Origin of the sequence: Bradyrhizobium sp. LTSP885, from assembly GCF_000938305.1 — a bacterium.
GTDB lineage: Bacteria > Pseudomonadota > Alphaproteobacteria > Rhizobiales > Xanthobacteraceae > Bradyrhizobium.
Genome location: NZ_JYMT01000002.1, coordinates 226,511 through 250,153, shown reverse-complemented (window position 1 = coordinate 250,153; position 23,643 = coordinate 226,511). Strand labels below are relative to the sequence as shown.

Annotated in this window: 25 protein-coding genes; 11 read left to right on the top strand and 14 right to left on the bottom strand. The window is 64.4% G+C overall.

Annotated features, from left to right (window positions below; genetic code table 11):
- Nucleotides 1–41: 41 nt before the first annotated feature.
- On the top strand, nucleotides 42–887 hold the full coding sequence (locus tag UP09_RS01185; protein ID WP_044536154.1) for a helix-turn-helix transcriptional regulator: 846 nt from the start codon (nucleotides 42–44) through the stop codon (nucleotides 885–887).
- 73 nt (nucleotides 888–960) lie between these two features.
- On the opposite strand, the gene UP09_RS01180 is transcribed toward UP09_RS01185, so the two are convergent.
- The 3 genes from UP09_RS01180 to UP09_RS01170 all read right to left on the bottom strand — a co-directional run bounded on the left by UP09_RS01180 (nucleotide 961) and on the right by UP09_RS01170 (nucleotide 3,393).
- A complete protein-coding gene (locus UP09_RS01180; protein WP_044536153.1) occupies nucleotides 961–1,677 on the bottom strand; it encodes a dihydrofolate reductase family protein in 717 nt (238 codons plus the stop codon).
- Nucleotides 1,678–1,792: 115 nt separating this feature from the next.
- Nucleotides 1,793–2,578, bottom strand: coding sequence for an ABC transporter permease (locus UP09_RS01175; protein ID WP_044536214.1), 786 nt, complete (start codon nucleotides 2,576–2,578; stop codon nucleotides 1,793–1,795).
- Nucleotides 2,578–3,393, bottom strand: a complete 816-nt coding sequence (locus tag UP09_RS01170) for an ABC transporter ATP-binding protein (RefSeq protein ID WP_044536152.1) — start codon at nucleotides 3,391–3,393, stop codon at nucleotides 2,578–2,580. Before UP09_RS01170 ends, UP09_RS01175 begins: the two co-directional genes overlap by 1 nt.
- Nucleotides 3,394–3,580: 187 nt before the next feature.
- Between UP09_RS01170 and UP09_RS01165 the strand changes: the two genes are divergently transcribed.
- The 3 genes from UP09_RS01165 (at nucleotide 3,581) to UP09_RS01145 (ending at nucleotide 6,572) form a co-directional block, all read left to right on the top strand.
- The gene (locus UP09_RS01165; RefSeq protein WP_044536151.1) at nucleotides 3,581–4,504 is read left to right on the top strand and encodes a ketopantoate reductase family protein; all 924 of its coding nucleotides are present in this window, start codon (nucleotides 3,581–3,583) and stop codon (nucleotides 4,502–4,504) included.
- A gap of 401 nt (nucleotides 4,505–4,905) precedes the next feature.
- On the top strand, nucleotides 4,906–5,898 hold the full coding sequence (locus UP09_RS37355) for a hypothetical protein (protein ID WP_156164383.1): 993 nt from the start codon (nucleotides 4,906–4,908) through the stop codon (nucleotides 5,896–5,898).
- A 293-nt stretch (nucleotides 5,899–6,191) separates the two neighbouring features.
- Nucleotides 6,192–6,572, top strand: a complete 381-nt coding sequence (locus UP09_RS01145) for a DUF1330 domain-containing protein (RefSeq protein ID WP_156164382.1) — start codon at nucleotides 6,192–6,194, stop codon at nucleotides 6,570–6,572.
- 72 nt (nucleotides 6,573–6,644) lie between these two features.
- Here the strand turns inward: UP09_RS01145 and prpB are convergent, their stop codons facing one another.
- The 4 genes from prpB to UP09_RS01125 are packed head-to-tail and all read right to left on the bottom strand — an operon-like array spanning nucleotide 6,645 to nucleotide 10,762.
- Nucleotides 6,645–7,565 (bottom strand): methylisocitrate lyase, encoded by a 921-nt coding sequence (gene prpB, locus UP09_RS01140; protein WP_044536146.1) that lies wholly within the window; start codon nucleotides 7,563–7,565, stop codon nucleotides 6,645–6,647.
- A gap of 8 nt (nucleotides 7,566–7,573) precedes the next feature.
- Nucleotides 7,574–8,761, bottom strand: a complete 1,188-nt coding sequence (prpC, locus tag UP09_RS01135; protein WP_044536145.1) for a bifunctional 2-methylcitrate synthase/citrate synthase — start codon at nucleotides 8,759–8,761, stop codon at nucleotides 7,574–7,576.
- Nucleotides 8,762–8,796: 35 nt separating this feature from the next.
- Complete coding sequence (locus UP09_RS01130; RefSeq protein WP_044536144.1) at nucleotides 8,797–10,311, bottom strand: MmgE/PrpD family protein; 1,515 nt, start codon at nucleotides 10,309–10,311, stop codon at nucleotides 8,797–8,799.
- Between the two features lie 16 nt (nucleotides 10,312–10,327).
- On the bottom strand, nucleotides 10,328–10,762 hold the full coding sequence (locus UP09_RS01125; RefSeq protein WP_044536143.1) for an acyl-CoA thioesterase: 435 nt from the start codon (nucleotides 10,760–10,762) through the stop codon (nucleotides 10,328–10,330).
- 142 nt (nucleotides 10,763–10,904) lie between these two features.
- Here UP09_RS01125 and UP09_RS01120 point away from each other — a divergent pair, with 142 nt between their 5' ends.
- Complete coding sequence (locus tag UP09_RS01120) at nucleotides 10,905–12,356, top strand: short-chain fatty acyl-CoA regulator family protein (RefSeq protein WP_044536142.1); 1,452 nt, start codon at nucleotides 10,905–10,907, stop codon at nucleotides 12,354–12,356.
- 6 nt (nucleotides 12,357–12,362) lie between these two features.
- Here UP09_RS01120 and UP09_RS01115 read toward each other — a convergent pair whose 3' ends face one another.
- From UP09_RS01115 to UP09_RS01100, 4 genes are all read right to left on the bottom strand, one after another.
- Nucleotides 12,363–12,623, bottom strand: a complete 261-nt coding sequence (locus UP09_RS01115) for a DUF3551 domain-containing protein (protein ID WP_044536213.1) — start codon at nucleotides 12,621–12,623, stop codon at nucleotides 12,363–12,365.
- Nucleotides 12,624–12,722: 99 nt separating this feature from the next.
- Nucleotides 12,723–12,995 carry a DUF3551 domain-containing protein gene (locus tag UP09_RS01110; protein WP_044536141.1) on the bottom strand — a complete coding sequence of 91 codons (273 nt, stop codon included), beginning with the start codon at nucleotides 12,993–12,995 and terminating at the stop codon, nucleotides 12,723–12,725.
- A gap of 63 nt (nucleotides 12,996–13,058) precedes the next feature.
- Complete coding sequence (locus UP09_RS01105) at nucleotides 13,059–15,209, bottom strand: ADP-ribosylglycohydrolase family protein (protein WP_044536140.1); 2,151 nt, start codon at nucleotides 15,207–15,209, stop codon at nucleotides 13,059–13,061.
- A 27-nt stretch (nucleotides 15,210–15,236) separates the two neighbouring features.
- Nucleotides 15,237–16,289, bottom strand: coding sequence for a LacI family DNA-binding transcriptional regulator (locus tag UP09_RS01100; RefSeq protein ID WP_044536139.1), 1,053 nt, complete (start codon nucleotides 16,287–16,289; stop codon nucleotides 15,237–15,239).
- Between the two features lie 72 nt (nucleotides 16,290–16,361).
- Between UP09_RS01100 and UP09_RS01095 the strand changes: the two genes are divergently transcribed.
- Genes UP09_RS01095 through UP09_RS01085 form a run of 3 tightly spaced genes read left to right on the top strand, consistent with a single transcriptional unit; the run spans nucleotide 16,362 to nucleotide 19,383 of the window.
- Nucleotides 16,362–17,702, top strand: coding sequence for an ABC transporter substrate-binding protein (locus tag UP09_RS01095; RefSeq protein ID WP_044536138.1), 1,341 nt, complete (start codon nucleotides 16,362–16,364; stop codon nucleotides 17,700–17,702).
- A gap of 8 nt (nucleotides 17,703–17,710) precedes the next feature.
- A complete protein-coding gene (locus UP09_RS01090) occupies nucleotides 17,711–18,559 on the top strand; it encodes a carbohydrate ABC transporter permease (RefSeq protein ID WP_052832911.1) in 849 nt (282 codons plus the stop codon).
- On the top strand, nucleotides 18,556–19,383 hold the full coding sequence (locus tag UP09_RS01085) for a carbohydrate ABC transporter permease (RefSeq protein WP_156164381.1): 828 nt from the start codon (nucleotides 18,556–18,558) through the stop codon (nucleotides 19,381–19,383). Before UP09_RS01090 ends, UP09_RS01085 begins: the two co-directional genes overlap by 4 nt.
- An 8-nt stretch (nucleotides 19,384–19,391) precedes the next feature.
- Here the strand turns inward: UP09_RS01085 and UP09_RS01080 are convergent, their stop codons facing one another.
- The 3 genes from UP09_RS01080 to UP09_RS37350 all read right to left on the bottom strand — a co-directional run bounded on the left by UP09_RS01080 (nucleotide 19,392) and on the right by UP09_RS37350 (nucleotide 20,870).
- A complete protein-coding gene (locus UP09_RS01080; RefSeq protein WP_245301726.1) occupies nucleotides 19,392–19,757 on the bottom strand; it encodes a hypothetical protein in 366 nt (121 codons plus the stop codon).
- A 45-nt stretch (nucleotides 19,758–19,802) separates the two neighbouring features.
- Complete coding sequence (locus UP09_RS01075) at nucleotides 19,803–20,639, bottom strand: hypothetical protein (protein ID WP_044536136.1); 837 nt, start codon at nucleotides 20,637–20,639, stop codon at nucleotides 19,803–19,805.
- Between the two features lie 90 nt (nucleotides 20,640–20,729).
- Nucleotides 20,730–20,870, bottom strand: a complete 141-nt coding sequence (locus UP09_RS37350) for a hypothetical protein (protein ID WP_156164380.1) — start codon at nucleotides 20,868–20,870, stop codon at nucleotides 20,730–20,732.
- On the opposite strand from UP09_RS37350, the gene UP09_RS01070 reads away from it, so the two are divergent.
- The 3 genes from UP09_RS01070 to UP09_RS01060 all read left to right on the top strand — a co-directional run bounded on the left by UP09_RS01070 (nucleotide 20,869) and on the right by UP09_RS01060 (nucleotide 23,589).
- Nucleotides 20,869–21,084 carry a hypothetical protein gene (locus UP09_RS01070; protein ID WP_044536135.1) on the top strand — a complete coding sequence of 72 codons (216 nt, stop codon included), beginning with the start codon at nucleotides 20,869–20,871 and terminating at the stop codon, nucleotides 21,082–21,084. The two genes, UP09_RS37350 and UP09_RS01070, sit on opposite strands and share 2 nt — an antisense overlap.
- 160 nt (nucleotides 21,085–21,244) lie before the next feature.
- A complete protein-coding gene (locus tag UP09_RS01065) occupies nucleotides 21,245–22,033 on the top strand; it encodes an ATP-binding cassette domain-containing protein (protein WP_044536134.1) in 789 nt (262 codons plus the stop codon).
- On the top strand, nucleotides 22,030–23,589 hold the full coding sequence (locus UP09_RS01060) for an ABC transporter permease/substrate-binding protein (RefSeq protein ID WP_044536133.1): 1,560 nt from the start codon (nucleotides 22,030–22,032) through the stop codon (nucleotides 23,587–23,589). The genes UP09_RS01065 and UP09_RS01060 overlap by 4 nt, the downstream gene beginning before the upstream one ends.
- Nucleotides 23,590–23,643 lie beyond the last annotated feature (54 nt).

The following is a 23,643-nucleotide window of genomic DNA, read 5'->3' as shown; positions in this document are numbered from 1 at the left end:
TGGTAAAGTAGTGATCTTATCATGGTATAATAGCTAACCGGATGAGCGAATACGTCGCTGAAAACCTGCTCGGGACCTATCTGAAGGGCCGCCGCGCCAAGCTCGATCCGGCCGCGTTCGGCTTTCCTTCAGGGCGCCGGCGCACGCCCGGCCTGCGCCGCGAGGAAGTCGCGCAGCGCGCCAACATCAGTGCGACCTGGTACACATGGCTCGAACAGGGCCGCGGCGGCGCGCCCTCGGCCGATGTGCTCGACAGGATTGCCCGCGCGCTGATGCTGACGGATGTCGAGCGCGAGCATCTGTTCCTGCTCGGCCTCGGCCGCTCGCCCGAGGTGCGCTACCAGAAGAACGAAGGTGTAACGCCGCGGCTGCAGCGCGTGCTCGACGCCTTGCTGCCGAGCCCCGCCATCATCAGGACCGCGACCTGGGATATCGTGGCCTGGAACAGGGCCGCGACCATCATGCTGACCGACTATGGCGCGCTGCCGCCGCACCAGCGCAACGTCTTGCGATTCATCTTTCTCGATCCGCGCGTCCGCGCCGCGCAGGCCAATTGGGAGAGCGTGGCGCGGTTCGTGGTGGGCGCATTCAGGGTCGACGCCGCGCGCGCAGGCGCCGCGGCGGAGGTGCAACCACTCGTCGATGAGCTCTGCCGGCTGAGCCCCGAATTCGCGGCGATGTGGCGCGACAACGACGTTCGCAGCCACGGGGAGGCCGTCAAGCACCTCAGGCACCCCGTTCTCGGCCCGGTCTCCTTCGAATATTCCGCGTTCGCGATCGATGGCCGTCCGGACCTCAGCATGATCGTCTACAATCCGACCGACCCTGATGTGGTGGACAAGATCCGCGGGCTGATGGACTCGACGCCCGCAGTTGAACCCGCGTGATTGTCGCGCTCGGCGAGATGCCTGACACGCCGTATCCCACGCCGCGATCACGGCACTGGCTATCGCAGCCCCATCAACCGGGTGCACGCTCCACGGCGTGACGCAGCCAGACCATGCCGCCCTCGAGCGTCTCGCAGTGGGTCAGCCGGAGCGCCTGCCCGGCGCCGGGTCGATCGCCTTCCGGGCCGTGATAGTCGACGATGCTTTGCGTCCCAGCCACGCCGTCGACGGCCGGATGGATCAACGTGCTGAATTCGTCGATCAGCCTGTGCTTGAGGAACGCGCCATTGATCCCGCCGCCGCCTTCAAGAAGCATCTTCTTGACGCCGAACACCGAGCCAAGCTGCTCCATGGCGCGGGGCAGATCATCGCCCTTTGGGCCAGCAAAGATATAGGACACGCCGTCCTCGCGCAGTTCGGCGAGATAGGCGTCGGAGACTTGCTCGCCCAGCACCGCCACGGCGTGGTCGCCGCCGACATTGTCCTTGCCATAGTGGACGCGGCCCGAAGGGTCGATACCGACCGCGAGCTTGCGGCCATGGCGCCTGGCGACGTGGGTCTCGCGTGGAACCCTTAGCGCCTTGGCGATGTGTCGCTCGGTTCCTTTGGCCATTTCGCTCATGGTTTTGCGGCCGATGATCCATCCATCGGCGTCGAAGCCGTCGTGGATCCTTTCATAATGTCCGCGCAGGACACTGGCAGAGATGCCCGCCGCCACCGCGGTAAAACGGCTGGGATGAAGGCGGCCGTCGATCGACGTGCCCATGTGGCAGATGATGTGGGGGCGCATGAGCGAGTACTCTTCGGGTTGAATGGTGCGATGATAGGAGCCGCTGTGGTGGCCGAGTCGGGCACAGCTTCATCTATGTCGCCGCACGTGGAGATCAACTCGCGGCGGGCCCGTCCTAATCCCGCGGCGCCACCGTCGGCCGCCAGACAAGCAGCCGCTTCTCCACCACAGTCACGGCCATGTCGATCAGGATGACGAACGCCGACAGCACGAACATGCCGGCGAACACGCCGCCGACGTCGAACGTTCCCTCGGCCTGCTGGATCAGATAGCCGAGGCCGGCGGCGGCGCCGAGATATTCGCCGACCACAGCGCCGACCACCGCGAAGCCGACCGAGGTGTGCAGGGAAGAGAACATCCAGGACAGCGCCGACGGCCAGTAGACGTGGCGCATCAATTGCCGCTCGCTCATGCCGAGCATGCGGCCGTTGTCGAGCACCGTGGTCGGGACTTCCTTGACGCCCTGGTAGACGTTGAAGAATACGATGAAGAACACCAGCGTGACACCGAGCGCGACCTTGGACCAGACGCCGAGCCCGAACCACAGCGCGAAGATCGGCGCCAGCACGACGCGCGGCAGCGCATTGGCCATCTTTACATAGGGATCGAACACCGCGGCGACGCGCGGCTGCCGCGCGAACCAGAAGCCGACCAGGATGCCGGCAGCCGAGCCGATCACGAAGGCAAGGATCGATTCCCACAGCGTGATCGCGAGATGCTTCCAGATCACGCCGGTGTAGAACCAGTTGACGATCTGGCTGAACACGTCGACCGGGTTGGAGAAGAAGAACGGCGGCAGCAGGATTTTGCCGAACACCGGCACCGACGTGAGGAACTGCCACAGCGCGAGCGCGACGACGGCGACCAGGATTTGCAGCGACAACAAAGTCACGCGTGACATCACGCCGCCCCCGCCTGCGAGGACTGCACGTAACCCTTCATCACCTCGTCCTTCAGCACGCTCCATATCTCGCGGTGCAGGGCGTGAAAGTCCTTCTCCATGCGGATCTCGGAAATGTCGCGCGGCCGCGGCAGCGCGATGCGCCAGTCGCCGATGATCCGGGCGCCAGGGCCGGCCGACATGATCACGACGCGATCGGCGAGCGCGATCGCCTCCTCGAGGTCATGGGTGACGAACAGCACCGCCTTGCGGTCGGCGGTCCACAATTCCAGCAGCAGATTGCCCATGATCTGCCGGGTCTGCGCGTCGAGCGGGCCGAACGGCTCGTCCATCAGCAGGATTTTTGGATCACGGATCAACACTTGCGCGAGCGCGACGCGCTTGCGCTGGCCGCCGGACAGCATGTGCGGATAGCGGTTGGCGAAGGCGCCAAGCCCGACCGAGCCGAGCCATTTTTGCGCGCGCGCCAACGCCTCGGCCCGCGGCGTGCCCCTGATCTCGAGCCCGATTGCGACATTGTCGATCGCGGTCTTCCATGGGAACAGGGCGTCGGCCTGAAACAAATAGCCGGCATCGCGGTTCAAGCCCGAAAGCTGCTTGTCGAAGATCCGCGCCGTCCCGGCCGCGGGCTTCAAAAGTCCGGCCGCGACGTTCAGCAATGTCGACTTTCCGCAACCGGTCGGCCCGACAATGGCGACGAACTCGCCATGCGCGACGGCCAGATTTGCCTGCTCGACCGCGGTATAGACGCGCCCATCCGCCAACCGAAACGCCACCGTCGCGTTGTCAAGCGCGACCGCCGTCGGCCCTGTCATCTCCACCGCGCCTACCTCCCGAGTTTGCAGAATGGCTTAGCGAGTCGGGCGGGCAAGTTCAACGCAGGAAGATGGCGCAGGCGTCCTCTGCGGGATAGCGGGTTGAGAATTGGCCCGACATCGTTAAGGCTGCCGCCATCAATGCGGCAAAGCGCCCGGCCCCCGAGCCAGAGCCAGGAGACAGATCATGCGGATTGCAGTCGTTGGCGCCGGAGGCGTAGGGGGTGGTTTCGGTGCCGCGCTGGCGCATGCCGGAGCCGACGTCACGTTCATCGCGCGTGGCGCCCATCTGGCGGCGATGCGGAACGAAGGGCTCAGGATTCAGGGCGGCCGCGGCGACACCCATCTGGTGCCGACCCAGGCGACCGACGATCCGGGAAGCGTCGGCCCAGTCGATGTCGTGCTGTTCTGCGTCAAGCTGTGGGATGTCGAGAGCGCCGGGGCACACATCAAGCCGATGGTCGGGCCGGATACAGCCGTGATCCCGCTGCAGAATGGGATCGACGCGCCCGAACGGCTGATCCCGATCCTCGGACCAAACGCGGTGATGGGCGGCGTCGCACAGATCAGCGCGTCGATCATCAAGCCCGGCGTGATCAACCAGGTCGGCACCTTCATGCGCATGATCTTCGGCGAGCTCGACGGCCGCGTCACGCCGCGCGGCCAGGCGTTGCTCGCGCTCTGCCTGAAGGCCGGCTTCGATGCGACGCTGAGCGAGGCGATCATCACCGATCTCTGGATGAAGTTCGTCGGGCTCGCCACCAACGCCGGCATGACAGCCGTGACCCGGCAACCGATGGGCAGACTGCGCGACGATCCTGATCTGCGCCCGTTCTTTATCTCGGCCTGCGAGGAAACCATCGCCGTCGCCCGCGCCAGCGGCATCAAGCTGCCGCCGGATGCACTGGCAAAGGTGCTGGATTTCATCGGACACGCGCCGCCTGCCATGAAGGCGTCGATGGCGCTCGATCTCGAGCGCGGCAATCGGCTCGAACTGCCGTGGCTCAGCGGCAAGGTGGTCGAGCTCGGCCGCAAGCTCGGCGTCGCGACGCCGACCCACAGCATGCTCTACGCGGTGCTGAAGCCCTATGTGATGGGCGCCCCGGCGTAGAGCGCGTACGTACACGACACGAGACCTCCGTTTTGAGGCTGGAGCCGATCTATGCCGGGACGCAATGGAACTGCGCGACCGGGAGCGATCGCCGACGCCTCGCCGGCCACAATCGCTACACAAAGTTGCGTGTTGCAATCAGGATGCAATCTGAGGCAAACTCACTCATAAATTGCGCGGCCTGACCACGCGGCAGCCAATGGGCCCAACGTTGAACAACTACGCATTCGCTAGCGCCATAGGACTTTTCCTCGGGATTGCGATGGTTTGGTGGGTTCGGCCCGACACCAGCGCCGGAACCGTGTTTATCGTGGTCGCAAGTACCGTCTTCTGTTTCATTGCCAGCGTCGTGATAACATTTGTGGGCAAGTTGTTTCTCAAAGCCCCTGCAGCAGGTGGCCATGATGACACGAGCTAGATTTTTATTCTTGTTACCGATTGCGCTTATTTTTTCCGGCGGCGCTCACGCCGAATGTCGACTTGATCCCGCCGCATGCAGAGCGCTGGAAATCAAGGCGCTGGAAGAGGCGGCCAGGGCCGCGAAAGCCCACCAGGATGCCGGCCATGAGGTCGGGCATCCGGTCGAGAGGGCCGGCCACGAGGCCGTGCCTACTGTCGAGAGCGCCCCCCACAACCCTGGGCCTGCTGTCGAGAGGGCCGGCCACGGCACCGGACCTGCCATCGAGAGCTCCCCCGAAGGTGGCGGAGGTGGCGGGCCCACCCCGCACAGAGCCGCCATCCGCCCCAGCAGTGCTGCGACCACCACCAGCGAAAGCGACTCCGCAACAACACCTCTCGAGCCGGTCCGCGCGTATCTGCGCGCAAGGGAGATTCCTCCTGCCGGAGCCGGCGCCTACGGCCTCGTCGTTTTCCATTCCAAAGCCACCTCAGCCAATCAAGCCAAGCTGACGATGGTCTGCAATTCCTTCGTCGCGTTCTTTCCGCGTCAGGAGACCGCCAGTGCTCCGCTGAAAGATCAGATGGTAACGATCTGGCCGCTCGATAATCCGGACGCCAAGCAAGCCAGGAACGACGACTGCGAGTTCGCGGTCGCTCACTATGATCTCAACGCCTCGGAGGCCGCCATCAGCGATGCGCAGCATCAACACGCCAACTTCGATGGCGAAGGGCCTTATCTGGTTGGCTGGTCGCCTTCCAATACCAGAGGGGAGCCGGACAAGCTGGTTCTCGTCATCGACATGTCGGCCGATAACAGCCAGGCGCTGATCGATCAGAAATTCCTGTTCTGGAAAAAACAGATCGTTGAAGATCCGTCGCGTTGGAGGCACGGATTTTCGATCGAAAGCGTACGGGCAGCGATCCGGATTTTCGCCGATCAATATGGTCAGGCGATGCTCGACGCCATCAAGCTGGTCGGAGACAACAAGCCCTGAGCAGGTCAAGCCGGGCTGCAGGGATTCTCACCGCGCAGCCGGCATTTCGCCTCTCTGAGCCCAAACAGACATAGGCATCAATCCGATGACGGTGTAGGCTCCTCGCGCGGCCGAGCGTTTTTGCTCGCCGAGAGCTGCAGATAAAACGGAGACACGCCGAACTCTCCGCTTGCGACCGTTGCAGCCTGATCCATCGGCCATCATTGTTCTCGAATTTGAAATTCCAGCGGTCAGCGAACGCGTACGCTCACCTGCGTGCGCGCATTGAAACAAAGATCATAGGGAGACTCACCGTGAAAACACAATACACCGTTGCCTTGTCCATGCTTGCCGGCATCGCGGTTGGCGCCGTCGCCATCCAGGGGCTTCACGCCCAGTCGTCGCCAAAGGCCTATGTCGTCACCGAGATCGAGATCATCGATCAAGCCGCGCAAAACGCCTATGTCCCGAAAGTCACGGAGGTGATCAAGTCGACTGGCGGAACATATCTGGCTCGAGGCGGAAACACTGTCGCGCTCGAAGGCGAAGCACCAAAGCGCGTGACCATCGTGGTCTATGATAGCCTCGCAAAGGCCCAAGCCTCGCGCAACTCGCCGGCCTGGGCGGCACTTGGTGCCGAGCGAAGCAAGGCGATTAAGACCAGGTCTTATGTCACCGAGGGCCTGGCGAATTAGCCTCGGAACGATACACGCCCATCGCGAGGCCGCCGGTGTTGGCGGCCTCTTTGGTTTCAAGGCCTACCCGCGTCAGCGCTGCGGCATGCCTTCGGGGATCACCGTCGCGACGATCGAGGCGTCCAGCGCTTCGTAGTCGTGCAGCCCGATGGTCGCGTAGAGCTCGGCCCGGGTTTGCATCCTGTCGATCATCTTGTGGGTGCCGCCGTCGCGCGCGATCGCCGCGTAAAGCAACTCCTGCGCCCTGTTGGCGACCCGCAGCGACGAGACCGGCCAGATCACCATCGCGTAGCCCATCGCCTCGAACTCGGCCGCCGTGAAGAACGGCGTCTTGCCGAACTCGGTCATGTTGGCGAGCAACGGCGTGCCGGGCATCCGCTCGGCGAAGGCACGGAACATCTCGGCCGTGTTGAGCGCTTCGGGAAAGATCGCGTCGGCGCCGGCTTCCATGTAGAGCTTGGCCCGCGCCACCGCGCCGTCGAGGCCCTCGGTTGCGGCGGCATCGGTGCGCGCGATCACGACGAGATCGCGGCGCGCCTTCGCCGCGGCGTGGACCTTGGCGGCCATGTCACCGGCATCAGCGAGCTTCTTGTCGTTCAGATGGCCGCACTTCTTGGGGAGAAGCTGATCCTCCAGATGCACCGCGCCGGCGCCCGCTTCCTCGAAGACGCGGACCATGTGCATCACGTTCAGCGCCTCGCCGTAGCCGGTGTCGCCGTCGACCAGCAGCGGCAGGCCGGATGCACGCGCAATCTGACGCACGAAAAATGCGACTTCATCGACCGTGATCACCCCGAGATCGGGCAGGCCCATCGATGCCGTCATGGCCGCGCCCGACAGATAGAGCCCCGTGAAGCCGGCCGCCTTGGCCTGCAGCGCCGCCATGCCATTATGCGTGCCCGGCAGTTGCAGGATGCCGGGTTCGCGCAGCAGGGCGCGAAATCTGCGGCCTGCGCTCTCGGAGGGAAGATCGGCGGCAACAAGATACGGCATGACGGCTCCTAAGCGGCCCGCACCGGCGACGGCGGCTTGCCGCGCTCGCCGAGCGGGATGAAAGTCAGGTTCTCCGGCCCGACATAGTTCGCCGAGGGGCGGATGATCTTGTTGTCGATCCGCTGCTCGATGATATGAGCGGCCCAGCCCGACGTCCTGGAGATCACGAACAGCGGCGTGAACATCGCGGTCGGCACCCCCATCGCATGATAGGACACCGCGCTGAACCAGTCGAGGTTCGCGAACATCTTCCTCGCCTCTCCCATCACCCTCTCGATGCAGTCGGCGATCTCGAACATCTTCATCGAACCGTTCTCGCGCGACAGCTTGCGCGCGACTTCCTTGATCACCTCGTTGCGCGGATCCGAGATCGTGTAGACCGGATGGCCGAAGCCGATCACGACCTCCTTGGCTTCGAGGCGGCGGCGGATATCGGCTTCCGCTTCATCCGGATCGGCATAGCGCTTCTGGATCTCGAAGGCGACCTCGTTGGCACCGCCATGCTTGGGACCGCGCAGCGCGCCAATCCCGCCCGCGATCGCGGAATAGATGTCCGAGCCGGTGCCGGCGATCGATCGCGCGGTGAACGTCGAGGCGTTGAACTCGTGCTCGGCGTACAGAATCAGCGAGGTGTGCATCGCCCGCTCGTGCGAGGCCGACGGCGCCTTGCCGTGCAGCAAATGCAGGAAATGGCTGCCGATGCAGTCGTCGTCGGTTTCCACCTCGATGCGGCGGCCGTGATGGGCGAAGTGGTACCAGTAAAGCAGCATCGAGCCCAGCGAGGCCATCAGCTGGTCGGCAATGTCGCGTGCGCCCGGATGGTTGTGGTCGTGAGCCTCCGGCAGCACGCAGCCGAGCGTCGAGACGCCGCTGCGCATCACGTCCATCGGATGCGCGGCTGCCGGCAACGCTTCGAGCGAGGCACGGACGGCGCCCGGCAGGCCACGCAGCCCCTTCAGCTTGGCCTTGTAGGCCGCAAGCTCCGCCGGCGTCGGCAACGTGCCGTGCACGAGGAGATGCGCGATCTCCTCGAACTCGCAACTCTCGGCGACATCGAGAATGTCGTAGCCGCGATAGTGCAGATCGTTGCCGGTTCGCCCGACCGTACAGAGCGCGGTGTTGCCGGCGACAATGCCGGACAGCGCGACGGATTTCTTCGGCGCCCGTTTCGCGGCCGTTTTGGTATCGTCAGCCATGATATTCTCCTTGCTCGGCCACTGCGGTGCGGCTGCTACTTTTTCCAATCGAAGATGCCGAACGGTTGCATGCCGCCGAGACGCTCGGGCGCAACGCTGAAGGTCAGCCCGTTCAGTTCACCTGCCCTAAGCGACGGCAGGCGATCGATGGCGGCGAGGAAGCGATCCTGCTCGGCTGGCGCGATGATGCCTTCAGCAAGGCTTCGGAACTTGGCGACGTATTGTGGCCGCGCGAACGGCCGCGCGCCGAGCGGATGCGCATCCGCCACCGCGATCTCGTCTGATATGACCGAGCCGCCCTTGAGCGTGACGACGACACGGCCGCCGAACGCCTTCTGGCGCGGATCGGTGCTGTGATAGCGCCGGGTCCATTCAGGGTCCTCAAGCGTCGAGATCTTGTGCCAAAGCGCGACGGTTTCAGGGCGCCCCGCGCGTTCCGGCGCATAGGACGTCTGGTGATGCCAGCCGCCGTCTTCGAGTGCGACGGCGAAGATGTACATGATGGAGTGGTCGAGCGTTTCGCGGCTCGCGGTCGGGTCCATCTTCTGCGGATCGTTGGCGCCGGTGCCGATCACATAATGGGTGTGATGGCTGGTGTGGATCACGATGCTCTCGATCTTGGTGAGATCACCGATCTTGGGCCCGAGCCTGCGCGCGAGATCGATCAGCGCCTGGCTCTGATACTCGGCGGAATGTTCCTTGGTGTAGGTGTCGAGAATGGCGCGCTTGGCCTCGCCCTTCTCCGGCAGCGGCACGCTGTACTCGACCTTTGGCCCGGACAGCAGCCAGGCGATGAAGCCGTCCTCGCCCTCCCATGCCGGCGACGGCGCGCCCTCGCCGCGCATCACGCGGTCGACGGCCTCGATCGCCATCTTGCCGGCGAAGGCGGGCGCGTAGGCCTTCCAACTCGAGATTTCGCCCTTGCGCGATTGCCGCGTCGTCGTGGTGACGTGGAGCGCCTGCTGCACCGCCTGGTAGATCGTCTCGGTCGGCAAGCCGAGCAGCGTGCCGATGCCGGCCGCTGCCGATGGCCCGAGATGCGCGATGTGGTCGATCTTGTGCTCGTGCAGGCAGATGCCCTTCACGAGGTCGACCTGGATTTCGTAGCCGGTCGCCAGCCCCCGGATCAGCGCCGCGCCGCCGAGCCCGCAATGCTGTGCGACCGCAAGGATCGGCGGAATGTTGTCGCCGGGATGTGAATAATCGGCGGCGAGAAACGTGTCATGGAAATCCAGCTCGCGCACGGCAACGCCGTTCGCCCAGGCAGCCCATTCCGGCGAGATGCGCTCGGACTGAGCCAGGCCGAACACCGTTGCGCCGGGCTGGAACGGATGGGCCTGCGCCTGGGCGCGCGCGCTTCGCACCGGCCGGCGCGCGACCGAGGCGGCGGCGACGGCCGCATTGTCGATGATGCGGTTGCCGATCATCTCGACCACATCAGGCGCGACGGCGACCGGGTCGGCGGCCACTTCCGCGATCTTCCAGGCGAGTTGGTCGACCCGCGCGAGCTTCTCGGCGGATTTGTAGGTGCGAACGCTATGCTGCTTCACGAAAGCTTCCTTGTGCTCAAGTCAATTGAAAGGCCGGCGACGACGTATCGGCCGCCTCACCCATCGCAGTCGGACGGCCGGCATCGTCGACCGCCACCATCTCAAAACTGCCGCGAACGACCGACCGCCGTTGCCCGCTGATCGGATTTTCCCGGATCATCTCGACGGCGACCGTCATCGAACTGCGGCCCTCGCGCTCCACCCGTGCAATCACCTCGACAAGTTCGCCGACCGCGACCGGTTCGGCAAACTCGATCTTGTTTGATGTCGCCATCACGACATTGCGGCGAGCCCGGCGCACCGCGGCGATGAAGGCAGCCCGGCCCATCAGGCTCAGCGCGTTGCCGCCGAACAGGGTTCCGTAATGGTTGGCGCGATCCGGAAAGACGACATCCAGAAAGCGTGTCTCGCCGGCCGGACCGGGTTCGTCGCGCACAGCGGATAAATTCATTCTGTTTAGCTCCGGCCTCTTGTCTTTCGGTCATAGCTTCGCAATATCCGCTAAACCATCCGATTGAAAATGGCTGATATTGTGGATTTTTGCGTAGGAATCCCACACCTTTTGCAAAGTTTGCAAAGTCGAGGACAAGCCGATGAAGAAGACATTCATGGGTGTCCGCCTGAGGCGGCTGAGGGAGGAGCGGCGCCTGACCCAGGCCGCGCTCGCGGCCAAGCTCAATATCTCGCTCAGCTACCTCAACCAGCTCGAGAACAACCAGCGACCGCTGACGCTGCCGGTCCTGCTCGCGCTGAACAGCGCCTTCGGCCTCGACGTGCAATCGTTCTCCGAGGACGACGAAGCCCGGCTGATTGCCGATTTGCGTGACGTCCTCGCCGATCCCACCCTGGGCGAGACGATCTCGACCGCCGAGTTGCGCGAACTCGCGATCAACATGCCGGCGGTGGGCCGCGCCTTGATCGGCCTGCACCGCCGCCATCGCCAGGCGGCCGAACAGGCCGCGACGTTGGCCGCGCAACTGGGCGAAGACCGCCAGGCCGAAACCGTCCTGCTGCCGTCGACGCCCTATGAGGAGGTCCGCGACTTCTTCTACGCGAACAACAACTACATCCCCCGGCTGGACGAGGCGGCGGAAGCGCTGGCGTCGGACCTCGCGCTCGTGCCGGGCGCGATGGCCGACAGCCTGACCGCCTATCTCGCACGCGAGCACAAGGTGTCCGTCGTCCTCGATCCCGGCGCCATCGGCACGCAGCGCCGGTTCGACCGCAGCACCAACATCCTGCACGTCTCGCAGCGGCTGCGGCCGGGACAATTCGCCTTCCAGCTTGCCACCCAGGTGGCGATGCTGGCCTTCGATCACGACGTGACCGAACTGGTGAAGACATCGCGGTTCAGCAGCCAGGAGGCGGAAGGGCTGGCTCGAATTGGCCTCGCCAATTATTTCGCCGGCGCCCTGGTCATGCCGTATCGGAAGTTCCTCGCCTCTGCCGAACGGCTTCGCTACGACATCGAACTGCTGGGCGAGGAATATGGCGTCGGCTTCGAAACCGCCTGCCACCGGCTCAGCACGCTGCAGCGGCCTGCGGCGCGCGGCATTCCCTTTTTCTTCATTCGGGTCGATCGCGCCGGGAACATCTCCAAGCGCCAGTCGGCAACCGATTTCCACTTCTCGCGCGTCGGCGGCACCTGCCCGCTCTGGAATGTCTACGAAGCCTTTGCGAGCCCGGGCAAGATCCTGACCCAGATTGCCCGCATGCCCGACGACCGCACGTATCTGTGGATCGCACGCACCGTCACGCACAGTCCCGGCGGTTACGGCTCCTCAGGCAAGACATTCGCGGTGGCACTGGGCTGCGATCTCAGGCACGCCGATCAGATCGTCTATTCACGCGGCCTCGACCTTGCGAGCCCCGAAAACGCGACGCCGATCGGGGTGAGCTGCAAGGTCTGTCAGCGGCGGGAGTGCCCGCAACGCGCCTTCCCGCCGATTGGACGCCCGCTCAATGTCGACGAAACGGTGTCGCGCTTCGCGCCCTACGCCGCCGTGCCTGAGACAGCGGGTCGTGCTCCGCATCGGCGAAATTGAGCGGTGTCAGCGGTGATGACGCGCCCGGCGCTTCCACACCTGCGCCTGACCTGCGTAATAGGGGTTGACGTAGCACTCCGCCGGACGGCCCGACGCCGTCGCCTGGCACTGCGGTATCGAGGTGAAGCTGCAATCGATGTAGTTCCCGCCGAACGAGCCGCCGTAGTATTGCATGCACACCGGATAGTTCGGGTCGTAGGTCTGTGCGGCCGCAGGCCCCGCGAAGGCGACCGCAAAAGCGGCGATCGCGAAGAGTCTCAAACGCATCGGATTCTCCATGGTATCGGACGGTTTCGTCACAACGGGCGGAGTTAGTCAACCGCAGCGACGCGAACGCTGCCATGCGACGCGCCCGATTCCGAGGGATCAGTCGGCGTGATTGCGACGCCGGTGCACCCGGCTCCGCGGCGCCGGTTTCGGACCTGCATAGAACGGATTGACCGTGCAGGACGCCGGTCGCCCGGAGGCCGAGGCCTGGCACTGCGGAAGCGACGTAAAACTGCAATCGATGTATTCCGGCGTCAGCGTGCCGCCATAGACCTGCATGCACACCGGATAGTTCGGATCATAGGCCTGCGCCGCGGCGGGCCCGGCGAAACACACGCCAAGAGCGGCAAGCGCGTAGAGTTTCGGACGCATCGGATTCTCCTTGGTATCGGACCGTTTCCCCACAACGGCCGGGGTTAGTCAACAGGCGAGCCGTCACAACGGCGAGATGCGCACACTCTGCGTCGCGAGCGACCCCGTATCGACAATCAGGCCGACGGCACCGCCGGTCAACGGAAGGCCCTCGGTATCACGAACCGCGAAGATCTTCCTGTCCCCGATGCAAGCCTCGATCTCATTGCCGCGAAGCTGGAGAGCGAGTTCATAGCTGTGGTCGAGTTCCCAGTCGAAGCGATCGCTGGCGAGGATGGTCTCGTCGTGCAGCCGCTTGACGAGCCTGACACGGCCGCGACCGGCACGGTCGAACATCAGTGCGTAATAGCGCTCGCGCCCTTGAACGCGCGCGGCGAGCCCCCAGGCGTCCGCAAGCAACGGCGTCACCTCGGAGGCGACGCGATAATCCTTCCAGTCGCGCGTTCCCTGCGCGATGAAGCCGATGCCATCGCCATTGGTGACGCGCAGCCCTTCCCATCGCGTCTGGAACTGGCTGGCGTTGTTGACCCAGGCATGCTTCCACATGGCGCTTAGATTGTCGTCAGGCCGCGCGAGGATGGTGTCGGGCGCGCCGCGCCAGGTGAGGGTGTCGAGATAGATCGTGCCATCGGCGCCGAGCGGATCGTCCGTCGCGATCTCGACGCCAATCTCGAAGATCGGATATCCGCCGGTCTCCGGGATACGCCAGCTCAGCAGCACCTCGCTGCCGGCGGCAAGCTCCTGCTGATCGCCATGGATCTGCCTGAGCTCGTCGCGCGCATCGTAGACGCTGGCGAACGGCCGAACCGTAACCTTGCCGCTACCGCGATCCGACTCGAGTCGGCATTCGACGGTCTGGCCGGAATAGAGCGTCGGACAGGCGATCAGCTGATAGGTCGGCATGGTGAAGACCTCCTTGTCGAAGAAGGTCGGACTGGCGACGCGCGCCACGCGTCCGGGCGCCAGACGGCGCAGGTCGATCGCGAGGCTGCGCGATCCGCTCTTGCTGTGTCCGGCAACGTTCCGCAGGCTAGCCTCATGCAACCGCGCCGGTGAACCGCCCAGCGCATGAAAACCCTGCAGGCTGCCGGGAAATTCGAAATTAAAACGCGCACCGTTCTTCACGGCAGCGGGCGCCGGCCGGCCTGCCAGCGCATGCCCTGCTTTGATCAGCGACTGCGCCTCGATCACGGCATCTGATATCGCGCCGCCGCCGTCGGCCGTCGAGATGTACATCCGGTCGGCGACCGGCGTGCGGAAGTCCGGACCGGTGTCGATGCCGGCAAGGCCCGTCCTGATGCCGAACAGGCAACCGACATTGCCGGCGTTGCAGTCGGTGTCCCAGCCGGCAGTGTTGGCGATGCGCATCGCGTCCTGAAAACTGGTCTCGCCGTAGAGCGTGGCCAGAATGATCAGCGCGTGGTTGGGGACGACGTGGCAATTGCCGGCGAACTTGTCATAGCCGTAACGCCCGGCGATCAGCGCGCGGGTCCGCTCCCAGTCGCGGCCGTTGTCGCCGGCATGCCATTCGCGGACGTCCTCGACGACGCGGCGGATCAACGCGTCCTTCGGCACGAATGAAAGTCCGACATCCAACAGCTTCTGGACGTCGCGCTCGACAAAGGCCTGCGCCTCCATCGCCGCCAGCAGCTTGGCGGCGTGGACGGACTCTCCGTCGTGGCTGACGCGGCCGGCCTGTTCGGCCAGATAGGCCGCCTGCTCCGGATTGCCCGGGCTGACCATCGCCCAGCCGTCGATGAAGATCTGCGCGCCGATCTGCTCGGCCACCGTCTTGCCGTTGAGGGCAATCGAGCCGCTTTGCGGGGCCGGAATGCCGGCCTTGAGCCTGAGATAGGCGGTGTGCTCGGTGGAATTGCCGATGCCGCCCCACCATAGGATCGCGCGTTCCTCCACAATGTAGTTCAACCACGCGTGGCCGATCTGCTCGGAGGTCAGATGTTTCGGGAAGCCGTTGTCTTCAAGCGCGCGCGGGAACGCGAAGGTGCCGGACACGTCGTCATCGGTTACGACCAGATGGTGCGAGCGTAGCGCGACGTCGCGGCGCTCATTGACGTAATAATTGATCGGTCCGAGCTCCTGCATGATCCGCTCATAAGTCCAGCCCTCGAAGGGACGGCCGAGATAGACGCCAATCAGCTTGCCCAGAACGCCTGCGTAGACGCGTTCCGCATAGTCGTGAGGAATGGCCGGCACGATGTGTTTTCTCCCTCAGCGCGTCGGTCAGACCGACGAGCGTTTCATGATTTCGAATTTCAGCTCAAAGCTCCTGCCGGGCGCCTTCAGGCCGCCCGGCTGCAGCCGCTTGATCAGCGTCGTTGCGGCGAGCGCGCCGAGATCGAGCTCGGGCTGGCGCACCGTCGTGAGGCCCAACAGCTTGGCGACCGGAATATCGTCGAACCCGGCAATCGCGATGTCGCCGGGAATCGACAGTCCAGCATTGCGCGCCTCCTCCATCGCGCCCAGCGCCAGCACGTCGCTGGCGCCGAACACGGCGGTGGGCCGGTTGCGCTTTTCGGCCAGCAGCCGCTTCATCGCGCGTGCGCCCGACTCTTCGGAGTACGCGCTATCCGTCACGAATTCCGGCGACAATCCAGCTTCGCGCATCACCGAACTATAGCCGAGCGCCCGCCGCTTGCTCGGACCGAACTCGGCCTGGATCATCGCGATGCGCCGGTGACCGCGCGCGATCAGGAAGCGCGTCATCGCCGCCGCCGCTTCCACATTGTCGATGTAGACGCTGTCGATCGCGAGCGGCCCGTCCGGCTTGTGCTGGCTCTCGAGACGAACCAGCGGAATTCCGTTGCGTGCCAGCACCGCAAGCTCGGGGACGCGGAGGTGAAAGAATGTCGCGACCACGCCGTCGGCGCGGCCCTGCAACAGCCAGTCGATGGCGCGCGCCTCGCCTTCGGGGCGGCCGTCGGTGTCGTAGATCAGCACATCATAGCCGGCCGGCGCCGCGACCGTCTGCAGTCCGCGGACGAGACCGGGATAGAACGGGTTGGTGATATCAGGGATCACGCAGGCGAATGTCATGGTCCGCGCGCTGCGCAGCATCCGCGCCGGATGGTTCGGCTGATAGCCGAGTTCACCGGCGACCTTCAGGATGCGGGCCCGCGTCGCCGCCGGAACCGACGGGGTTTCCGTCTTGTTCAGCACCAGCGACACCGCCGCCTGCGAGACGCCGGCCGCCAGCGCAATATCCTTCTGGGTCGGGCGGGCGGGTGCACGCGCGCCGCGCCAGTTGCGCCCTCTTGTCGTTGTTGACGGCTTCATTATGCATAGTTATACGTATTACTAAAGCAAAAGCAACATATCAGCGCATCGTGCGCAGGAGCGAGGTACGCCATGCCATTGACCCGACGCCAGATCGTTGCCGCGATTCCTGCAGCCGCCCTCGCGAGCCAGTTGCCCCGCGGCGCACGCGCCGAGGATGGACGCAAGGTCGTGACGTTCTGGTTTGGACAGGCGAATTCGGACGGCCAGGCCACCTTGCGCAGCGATCTGGTTGAGGCGTTCAACGCCTCGCAGGACAAATACCTGCTGCAGATCGAAGTGAAAGGTGCCGCCGTCAACAATCTGCTGAAGGTCGCGCTGGTTGCTGGCAACGGCCCCGATATCGTTCAGACCGCCGGCCCCGCCTATCTCACCGCAATCGCAAACGCCGGTCAGGTGCTGGCGCTTGACGACTATGCCGACAAGTACAAATGGAAGGAGCGCTTCCTGGCGCCGCTGCTCAACACCAGCGTCTATGGCGGCAAGCTCTACGCGCTGCCGCGCGACTACGAGTCGATCCATTTGTTCTACAACAAGGAGCTGTTCAAGCAGAACGGCTGGAAGCTGCCGACCAATCGCGCCGAGATGGAACAGGTAGCCGACGCCGCCCTCGCCAAGGGCATCATCCCGTTCGGCGTCGGCAACGCCGACTGGAAGGGCGTCAACGAGTGGCTGATGACGGTGTTCCTCAACAACGTCGCCGGCCCCGACAATGTCCGCAAGGCGCTCTCCGGCGAACTACCCTGGACATCGCAGCCGTTCGTCGAGGCGGTCGAATTATCGAAGGCCTGGTTCAACAAGGGCTATTTCGGCAAGAACTATTTCTCGCTGACCATCGAGCAGAGTTTCCTGCAGGTGGTGGCCGGCAAGGCCGCAATGGCGCTAGGCGGCACGTGGTCGTTCGGCACCAAGTCGTACGGCATGTCGAAGCCCGATACCGTGATGGACGTGACCTCCGTTCCCACGCTCGGCTCGGCGTTCACGGGATCGCTGGTGCATCTGGCCTGCGGCGCGACGCTGTCGATCGCGAAAACTTCGCAGAATCCTGACGGCGCTGCGGCGGTGTTCGACTTCATGCTGACGCGGAAATTCTACGAAAGCATGAACCGCGATTGGCCGGGCAAATGGGCGCTGCCGGTGAAGGATTTGCCGCCGGATATGCTGCAAGGAATCGGCTATCCGCTGTTCGAGAAGACCATCGCCACACTGCATGAGGCCTTCAGCAGGGGCCAGTACGGCTTCACGACCTGGACGTTCTGGCCCGGCGCCACCAACAGCTATTTGATCGACGGCATCGAGCAGGTCTGGCTCAACAAGATCACGACGGAGGCCTATCTCGGCCGGATGCAGACGCTGTTCAGCCAGGAGGCCAAGGACGGCAAGGTGCCGCCGCTGCCGCCGCGCACGGCCTGAGCAAAGCAATGTGGCTGTTCGCGCTTCCGGCGCTCCTGATCAATGTTTGCATCATACTGATTCCCGCCGTGCTGACCTTCACGGCGGCGTTCTTCATGTGGGATGGTGTCGGCACGCCGGTGTGGGCGGGACTCGCCAATTTCCACAACATGTTCGACGACCCCGTGTTCTGGTCGGCGCTGACAAACAATTTCATCTGGACCGCGATCTTCCTGACCGTCCCGGTCTGCATCGCGCTGTTGATGGCCGCCGCGCTCCTGATGGCGCCCGAGGCGCGGATCGTGGTGCAGTCGATCATCTTCCTGCCGCGCATCATCGCGGTCGCGGTCACCGGCCGCATCTTCCAGGGCATGATCTTCAGCCCCGCCACGGGCGTCGTCGCCTGGCTGAACGAGCACGGATTTTCGATCTCCGATCCGCTCGCCGATCCGGATCGCTCGCTCTATGCGGTAGCGGCCGTCGATATCTGGCACTGGTGGGGCTTTCTCGCGGTGGTGTTCCTGGCCGCGATGCGCCAGATCAGCATCGACCAGATCGAGGCGGCGCGGCTCGACGGCGCGGGCTTCTTCGCCCTGTTCCGCTATGTCTTGTTGCCCGGCATCCGCCCGACACTTACGCTGATGCTGATCCTGACCGTGATCTGGTCGTTCCAGGTGTTCGAGTTCATCTTCATCGTCACCCGCGGCGGGCCGGCCTATGGCAGCGAGGTGCTCGCGACACTGGCCTATCGGCACGCCTTCTTCGAAGGCGACGTCGGGCAGGCCGCGGCGGCCGCCTGCGTGATGAGCCTGTTCGGCCTGTGTGCAACGGCCGCCTATCTCTGGCTCCAGCGCGGCGACGACGCACGATCGACATGAAGGAAGACCGCTGGAACAGAACCATCAGCTTCGCACTGATCGGCGTCGCATCGTTCAGCTCGCTGCTGCCGATCGTGCTCGCCGTGATGAACGCGCTGAAGACGACGGTCGAGATATCAACCAATCCGCTGGCGCCGCCGACCCAGTTGCACTGGGAGAACTTCACCTCGGCCTGGCGCAACGCCGCGCTCGGCCCGAGCCTGCTGCACAGCGCCGAAGTCGCCGGTCTGACCATCCTGATGGTCTGCATCACGGCGACGCCCTGCGCCTATGTTCTGGCGCGCCAGAAGGGCAAGGGTTGGCGCGTCCTGATCTTCTATTTCATGGCGTCGATCACCGTGCCGGTGCAGCTCTATCTGTATCCACTCTATTTCATCTTTGCCAAACTCGGGTTGGTCAATTCGATCCCTGCGGTAGCGCTGATCTACACGGCGATGTTTTCGCCGTTTGCGATCTTCCTGCTGCGGACCTATGCGCTCGCTATTCCGGTCGCGCTCGAAGAGGCCGCGCGGGTCGACGGCGCGCGGCCCTGGCAGGTGTTCCTCTACGTCATCCTGCCGATGATGCGGCCAGGGCTGCTGACGGTCGCGATCATCGTCGGGCTGAATGCGTGGAACGAGTTCGTCGTCGCCGTCACCTTCCTGCAGAACGACAGCAACGTCACGGCGATCGTGCGCTTCTACAATCTGACCGGCCAGTATTCGACCGACTGGGGCGAGATGCTGGCCGCGGCCATTATGATCGTGCTGCCGGTCGTGCTGGTGTTCGTGTTGCTGCAGCGCCGCTTCATCGACGGCATGACCGCAGGCGCGGTCAAATCATAGTCGCAGCTTTATTGCTGATCGCCGGCCGGCTTGCCGTCGTCCTCGCCCAGGCAGCGAATGATGAAGGCGGTGATGTCCCGCGGCCGGACTTGCGCGGCGCGGGCCTTGAGGCGGCACTCGATCTGCGCGATCTGGCGGGCGCGCAACCGGACGCTCGGCAGCGACGCCTGCCGCAACCGGCGTAGCGTCATGGGCGAGCCGTCCGACTCGAAGCTCAATTCGTATGTCTTGCCGTTCCGGTCGGTGGCGGCGCAGGTGACGCTGGAGACCTGCCGCGTCACGAAGCTTCCGATCTGGCGGCACGAGCCCGTCGACATCTCGACCTGCGGCCCCGGCAGACCATCGACCCTCGGCCCAAGGTCGCCGATTTGCATCGGTCGCGCAACCCGGTGACGCCGGTAATCTCAGCTCTGCAAATCTCAGCTCTGCGGACCGGATAGTCCGATCTCCCGTTCAGCGCGGAACACGTTGCCGTAAAGGTTGGCGATCCACTGCCGTCCCCGCGCCGTCATGTTGAGGTCACCGATCGCGCCCTGGATGTGCGGCGCCACCATGTTCCAGTAGAACTGCGGATAGCGATCGACGATGTCGGCCGGCGAGTCATAGCCGAGCTGGCGGTTGATGCCGACCTCCTCGAATTCGTGATAGAGCGCGTTGGCCTTCCGGATGTAGTTGGGATCGCCGAGCTGCCCGATGAAATCCGCGGCGCGGACGATCGCCGCCTCGTCGTCGTATTGCTGGCCTTCCGATGCCGGAAACCTCGTGCCCTCGATGTCGCGCGCGACCCGCTCGCGGTCGAGCGGAACCACGGCCTCGAGCCTATCAAGCACGTAGAGCTTGGAGCGGTCGACATGATAGAGCATCAGCCCTGCGTCCGACGAGCCGCGCGGCAACACCACCTTCTTGCCGGCGGCATCGATGACGTAGCCATCCGGACCGTCGCCCTTCAGGAGGCCACGTACATAGCCGATGTCGTGGGTCAGGCAGGCAATGATCGTGTGCGTGTAATCCTCAGCGGTGATATGGGTCCGCAGCGCACGGCCGCACATGATGTCATGCCCGGCGAGCGTAACCAGCAACGTATGTTCGACATTGTGGTAAAGCGCATCGCTGTTGCCGATGCATTCCAGGGCGATGCGGGCGGCAGCCGGGAGCAATTCGCCAAAACGCGCCTGCGACGCCCCGAAGGTGCGCTGCACATGCGCAGCGAGAAACTTTTCCAGGGCGCTTGCCGCCAATTCAGGTAACGTCATCATCGATGCAGCCCCGACAGCGCAACGTTCCTCGCTGGCCCCGATCTCACGTCGTAGTTGGGCACGGACTATAGCGCATCCGCAGGCGTGCGGCTACGCGCCGCCGGCAGCGATCATCCAGGCCAACCGTATTTTCCCGGAATTGCTCACCGCGACACGGCGGGCGTTGATAATGGCATGAACCCTGCATGAGTCGAATTTGACCGGGATATTCACACCGACAAGGGCCGTCATGCTTGTTACGCTCGTCGCAATTCTCTGCAATTCCCAGCTCTGCATGGAGAAGGTTGTCACCACCAGTGATCAATCCGGCATCACCATGGGAGCCTGCGCAGTCAATGCACAAATCGGCATCGCCGACTGGCTCGCCAAGGGGCCGTATCACGAATGGCGAGTGCAGAGCTACAAATGCATCATGGGCAAATACGTGCCCAAGAACGATGTGTGATGTGCTCACAAGCCGGCCGATGCGGACCTGATTCTTGGTAAACATCTGATCAGGAGCGACGCGCGACGCGAACCGTCGACCGCGTCTTCGGCTCAAGTCAAAGCGCCTTTTATGGGTTATCACTGTCGTTCATGATGGTGAACCCCAAGGCCGCTTCGCAATGCCCGCAACGCCGTTGATCGCCTATGCGCATGTCGGCAAGAGCTTTGACGGCGGCCGCGTGGTGGCGGTCGACGATGTCTCGTTGGACGTGGCCGAGGGCGAATTCCTGGCGATCGTCGGCGGCTCGGGCTCGGGCAAGACCACACTGCTCAGACTTACCAACCGGCTGATCGAGGCCGACCGCGGCCGGATCTCAGTCGAGGGCGAGGATGTCAGCCAGGTCGACCCGATCCTGCTACGTCGCCGCATCGGCTATGTCTTCCAGAGCGGCGGGCTGTTTCCGCACCTGTCGGTCGCCGGCAATATCGGCGTCACGCCAAGGCTGTTGGGCTGGCCGCAGGCCGAGATAACAGCACGGGTCGACGAGTTGTTGGACCTGGTGCGGCTTGACCGCGCGCAATATCGCGACCGCCTGCCGCATGAGCTCTCCGGCGGCCAGCGCCAGCGCGTCGGCGTGGCGCGCGCGCTGGCGGCCAAACCGCGGATCGTGCTGATGGACGAGCCGTTCGGCGCCCTCGACCCCCTCACCCGCGACGCACTGGGCGACGACTATCGCGCGCTGCATCACAAGCTTGGCCTGACCACCGTGATGATCACCCACGACATGACGGAGGCGATCCTGCTCGCCGATCGTGTCGCGGTCATGCGCGGCGGCAGGCTGTTGGCGCAGGGCACGCCGGCGGAGCTTTCGGCCAGCACCGAGCCTTACGTCGGCGAGCTGATGCGCACGCCGCGGCGGCAGGCGCAGCGGCTGAGCGCGCTGCTGCCGCGGGATGGCGCGACATGAGCCTATCAGCCGACCCACGCTGGAGCGAGGCGCTGGCGCACTTGCCCGATTACCTCGGCAATCATGTGCGCGTCAGCCTCGCCGCGCTGGCGCTCGGGCTCGCCGTCAGCCTGCCGCTGGCGATCATCGCCCGCAACCGGCCGCTGCTGCGCGGCGCGCTGCTTGGGCTTGCCAGCGTCGTACAAACGGTGCCGGGCCTCGCACTGCTGGCGCTGTTCTATCCGCTGCTGCTGGCGCTCGCGGCGCTTTCAGCCACGTGGTTCGGCTTCAGCTTTTCCGCATTCGGCTTCCTGCCGGCGGTGCTCGCGCTGGCGCTTTATTCGATGCTGCCGGTGTTGCGCAACACCATCACCGGGCTGTTGGGCGTCGATCCGGCAATCCTGGAGGCAGCCCAAGGCGTCGGCATGACGCCGCGACAGTCGTTATTCACGGTCGAGCTGCCGCTGGCGCTGCCGGTGATGATGGCGGGGATCCGCACCGCGGCGGTGTGGGTGATCGGCACCGCGACGCTGTCGACGCCGATCGGCCAGACCAGCCTCGGCAATTACATCTTCGCGGGGCTGCAGACCCAGAACTGGGTGTTCGTGCTGTTCGGCTGCTTGGCCGCGGCCGTGCTCGCGCTTACCGTCGACCAGTTGCTGGCGTTGATCGAGAACGGCCTGCGTAACCGCAGCCGCGTACGCGCCGGGCTCGGCGGTCTCGGTATCGCCGCCCTGATCGCGGCCACGCTGTTGCAGGCGATCGCGCGCCCGCATGCGAGCTATGTGGTCGGCGCCAAGACCTTCACCGAGCAATATGTGCTGTCGGCGCTGATCGCGCAGCGGCTGCAATCGGCCGGGCTATCGGCCACGATGCGCGCAGGCCTCGGCTCCAACGTGATCTTTGATGCGCTCGCCACCGGCGACATCGACGTCTATATCGACTATTCCGGCACGCTGTGGGCCAACCAGTTCCACCACACCGATATCAAGCCGCGTGCCGAACTGCTGAGCGAGTTAACGGCGACGCTGGCGCGAGCGAACATCACCCTGCTCGGCGAACTCGGCTTCGAGAATGCCTACGCCCTGGTGATGCCGAAGAAGCGCGCCGACGAACTCGGGATTCGCACGATCGCCGACCTGGCGTCGCGGGCGCCGACCATGTCGATCGCCGGCGATTACGAATTCTTCTCGCGGCCTGAATGGGCCGGCATCCAGAAGGCCTATGGGCTGTCGTTCCGCACCCAGCGGCAGATGCAGCCGGATTTCATGTACGCCGCGGTCGCCTCCGGCGAGGTCGACGTGATCGCCGGCTACACCAGCGATGGGCTGATCGCGAAATACGATCTGGTCGCGCTTGAGGACAACAGGAACGCGATTCCGCCCTATGACGCGATCCTGCTGCTGTCGCCGAAGCGCAAGGACGATCAGGCGCTGACCGGAGCGCTGCAGCCGCTGCTCGGCAAGATCGACATTACTGCGATGCGCGCGGCGAATCTGCGCGCGTCTGGCAACGATGCAACATCGTCGCCGGATGCCGTGGCGCGTTGGCTGTGGGAGAAGGTCGGGGGCAAATGATCTGTCCGTCATTGCGAGGAGCGTAGCGACGAAGCAATCCATCTTTCCTCGCGC

Excerpts from the sequence above, each read along its gene's own strand:
- UP09_RS01185 (WP_044536154.1), top strand. The coding sequence starts at position 42 with ATGAGCGAATACGTCGCTGAAAACCTGCTCGGGACCTATCTGAAGGGC.
- UP09_RS01180 (WP_044536153.1), bottom strand. The coding sequence starts at position 1,677 with ATGCGCCCCCACATCATCTGCCACATGGGCACGTCGATCGACGGCCGC.
- UP09_RS01175 (WP_044536214.1), bottom strand. The coding sequence starts at position 2,578 with ATGTCACGCGTGACTTTGTTGTCGCTGCAAATCCTGGTCGCCGTCGTC.
- UP09_RS01170 (WP_044536152.1), bottom strand. The coding sequence starts at position 3,393 with ATGACAGGGCCGACGGCGGTCGCGCTTGACAACGCGACGGTGGCGTTT.
- UP09_RS01165 (WP_044536151.1), top strand. The coding sequence starts at position 3,581 with ATGCGGATTGCAGTCGTTGGCGCCGGAGGCGTAGGGGGTGGTTTCGGT.
- UP09_RS37355 (WP_156164383.1), top strand. The coding sequence starts at position 4,906 with ATGATGACACGAGCTAGATTTTTATTCTTGTTACCGATTGCGCTTATT.
- prpB (WP_044536146.1), bottom strand. The coding sequence starts at position 7,565 with ATGCCGTATCTTGTTGCCGCCGATCTTCCCTCCGAGAGCGCAGGCCGC.
- prpC (WP_044536145.1), bottom strand. The coding sequence starts at position 8,761 with ATGGCTGACGATACCAAAACGGCCGCGAAACGGGCGCCGAAGAAATCC.
- UP09_RS01125 (WP_044536143.1), bottom strand. The coding sequence starts at position 10,762 with ATGAATTTATCCGCTGTGCGCGACGAACCCGGTCCGGCCGGCGAGACA.
- UP09_RS01120 (WP_044536142.1), top strand. The coding sequence starts at position 10,905 with ATGAAGAAGACATTCATGGGTGTCCGCCTGAGGCGGCTGAGGGAGGAG.
- UP09_RS01115 (WP_044536213.1), bottom strand. The coding sequence starts at position 12,623 with ATGCGTTTGAGACTCTTCGCGATCGCCGCTTTTGCGGTCGCCTTCGCG.
- UP09_RS01110 (WP_044536141.1), bottom strand. The coding sequence starts at position 12,995 with ATGCGTCCGAAACTCTACGCGCTTGCCGCTCTTGGCGTGTGTTTCGCC.
- UP09_RS01100 (WP_044536139.1), bottom strand. The coding sequence starts at position 16,289 with ATGAAGCCGTCAACAACGACAAGAGGGCGCAACTGGCGCGGCGCGCGT.
- UP09_RS01095 (WP_044536138.1), top strand. The coding sequence starts at position 16,362 with ATGCCATTGACCCGACGCCAGATCGTTGCCGCGATTCCTGCAGCCGCC.
- UP09_RS01090 (WP_052832911.1), top strand. The coding sequence starts at position 17,711 with ATGTGGCTGTTCGCGCTTCCGGCGCTCCTGATCAATGTTTGCATCATA.
- UP09_RS01085 (WP_156164381.1), top strand. The coding sequence starts at position 18,556 with ATGAAGGAAGACCGCTGGAACAGAACCATCAGCTTCGCACTGATCGGC.
- UP09_RS01080 (WP_245301726.1), bottom strand. The coding sequence starts at position 19,757 with ATGCAAATCGGCGACCTTGGGCCGAGGGTCGATGGTCTGCCGGGGCCG.
- UP09_RS01075 (WP_044536136.1), bottom strand. The coding sequence starts at position 20,639 with ATGATGACGTTACCTGAATTGGCGGCAAGCGCCCTGGAAAAGTTTCTC.
- UP09_RS01070 (WP_044536135.1), top strand. The coding sequence starts at position 20,869 with ATGCTTGTTACGCTCGTCGCAATTCTCTGCAATTCCCAGCTCTGCATG.
- UP09_RS37350 (WP_156164380.1), bottom strand. The coding sequence starts at position 20,870 with ATGACGGCCCTTGTCGGTGTGAATATCCCGGTCAAATTCGACTCATGC.
- UP09_RS01065 (WP_044536134.1), top strand. The coding sequence starts at position 21,245 with ATGCCCGCAACGCCGTTGATCGCCTATGCGCATGTCGGCAAGAGCTTT.
- UP09_RS01060 (WP_044536133.1), top strand. The coding sequence starts at position 22,030 with ATGAGCCTATCAGCCGACCCACGCTGGAGCGAGGCGCTGGCGCACTTG.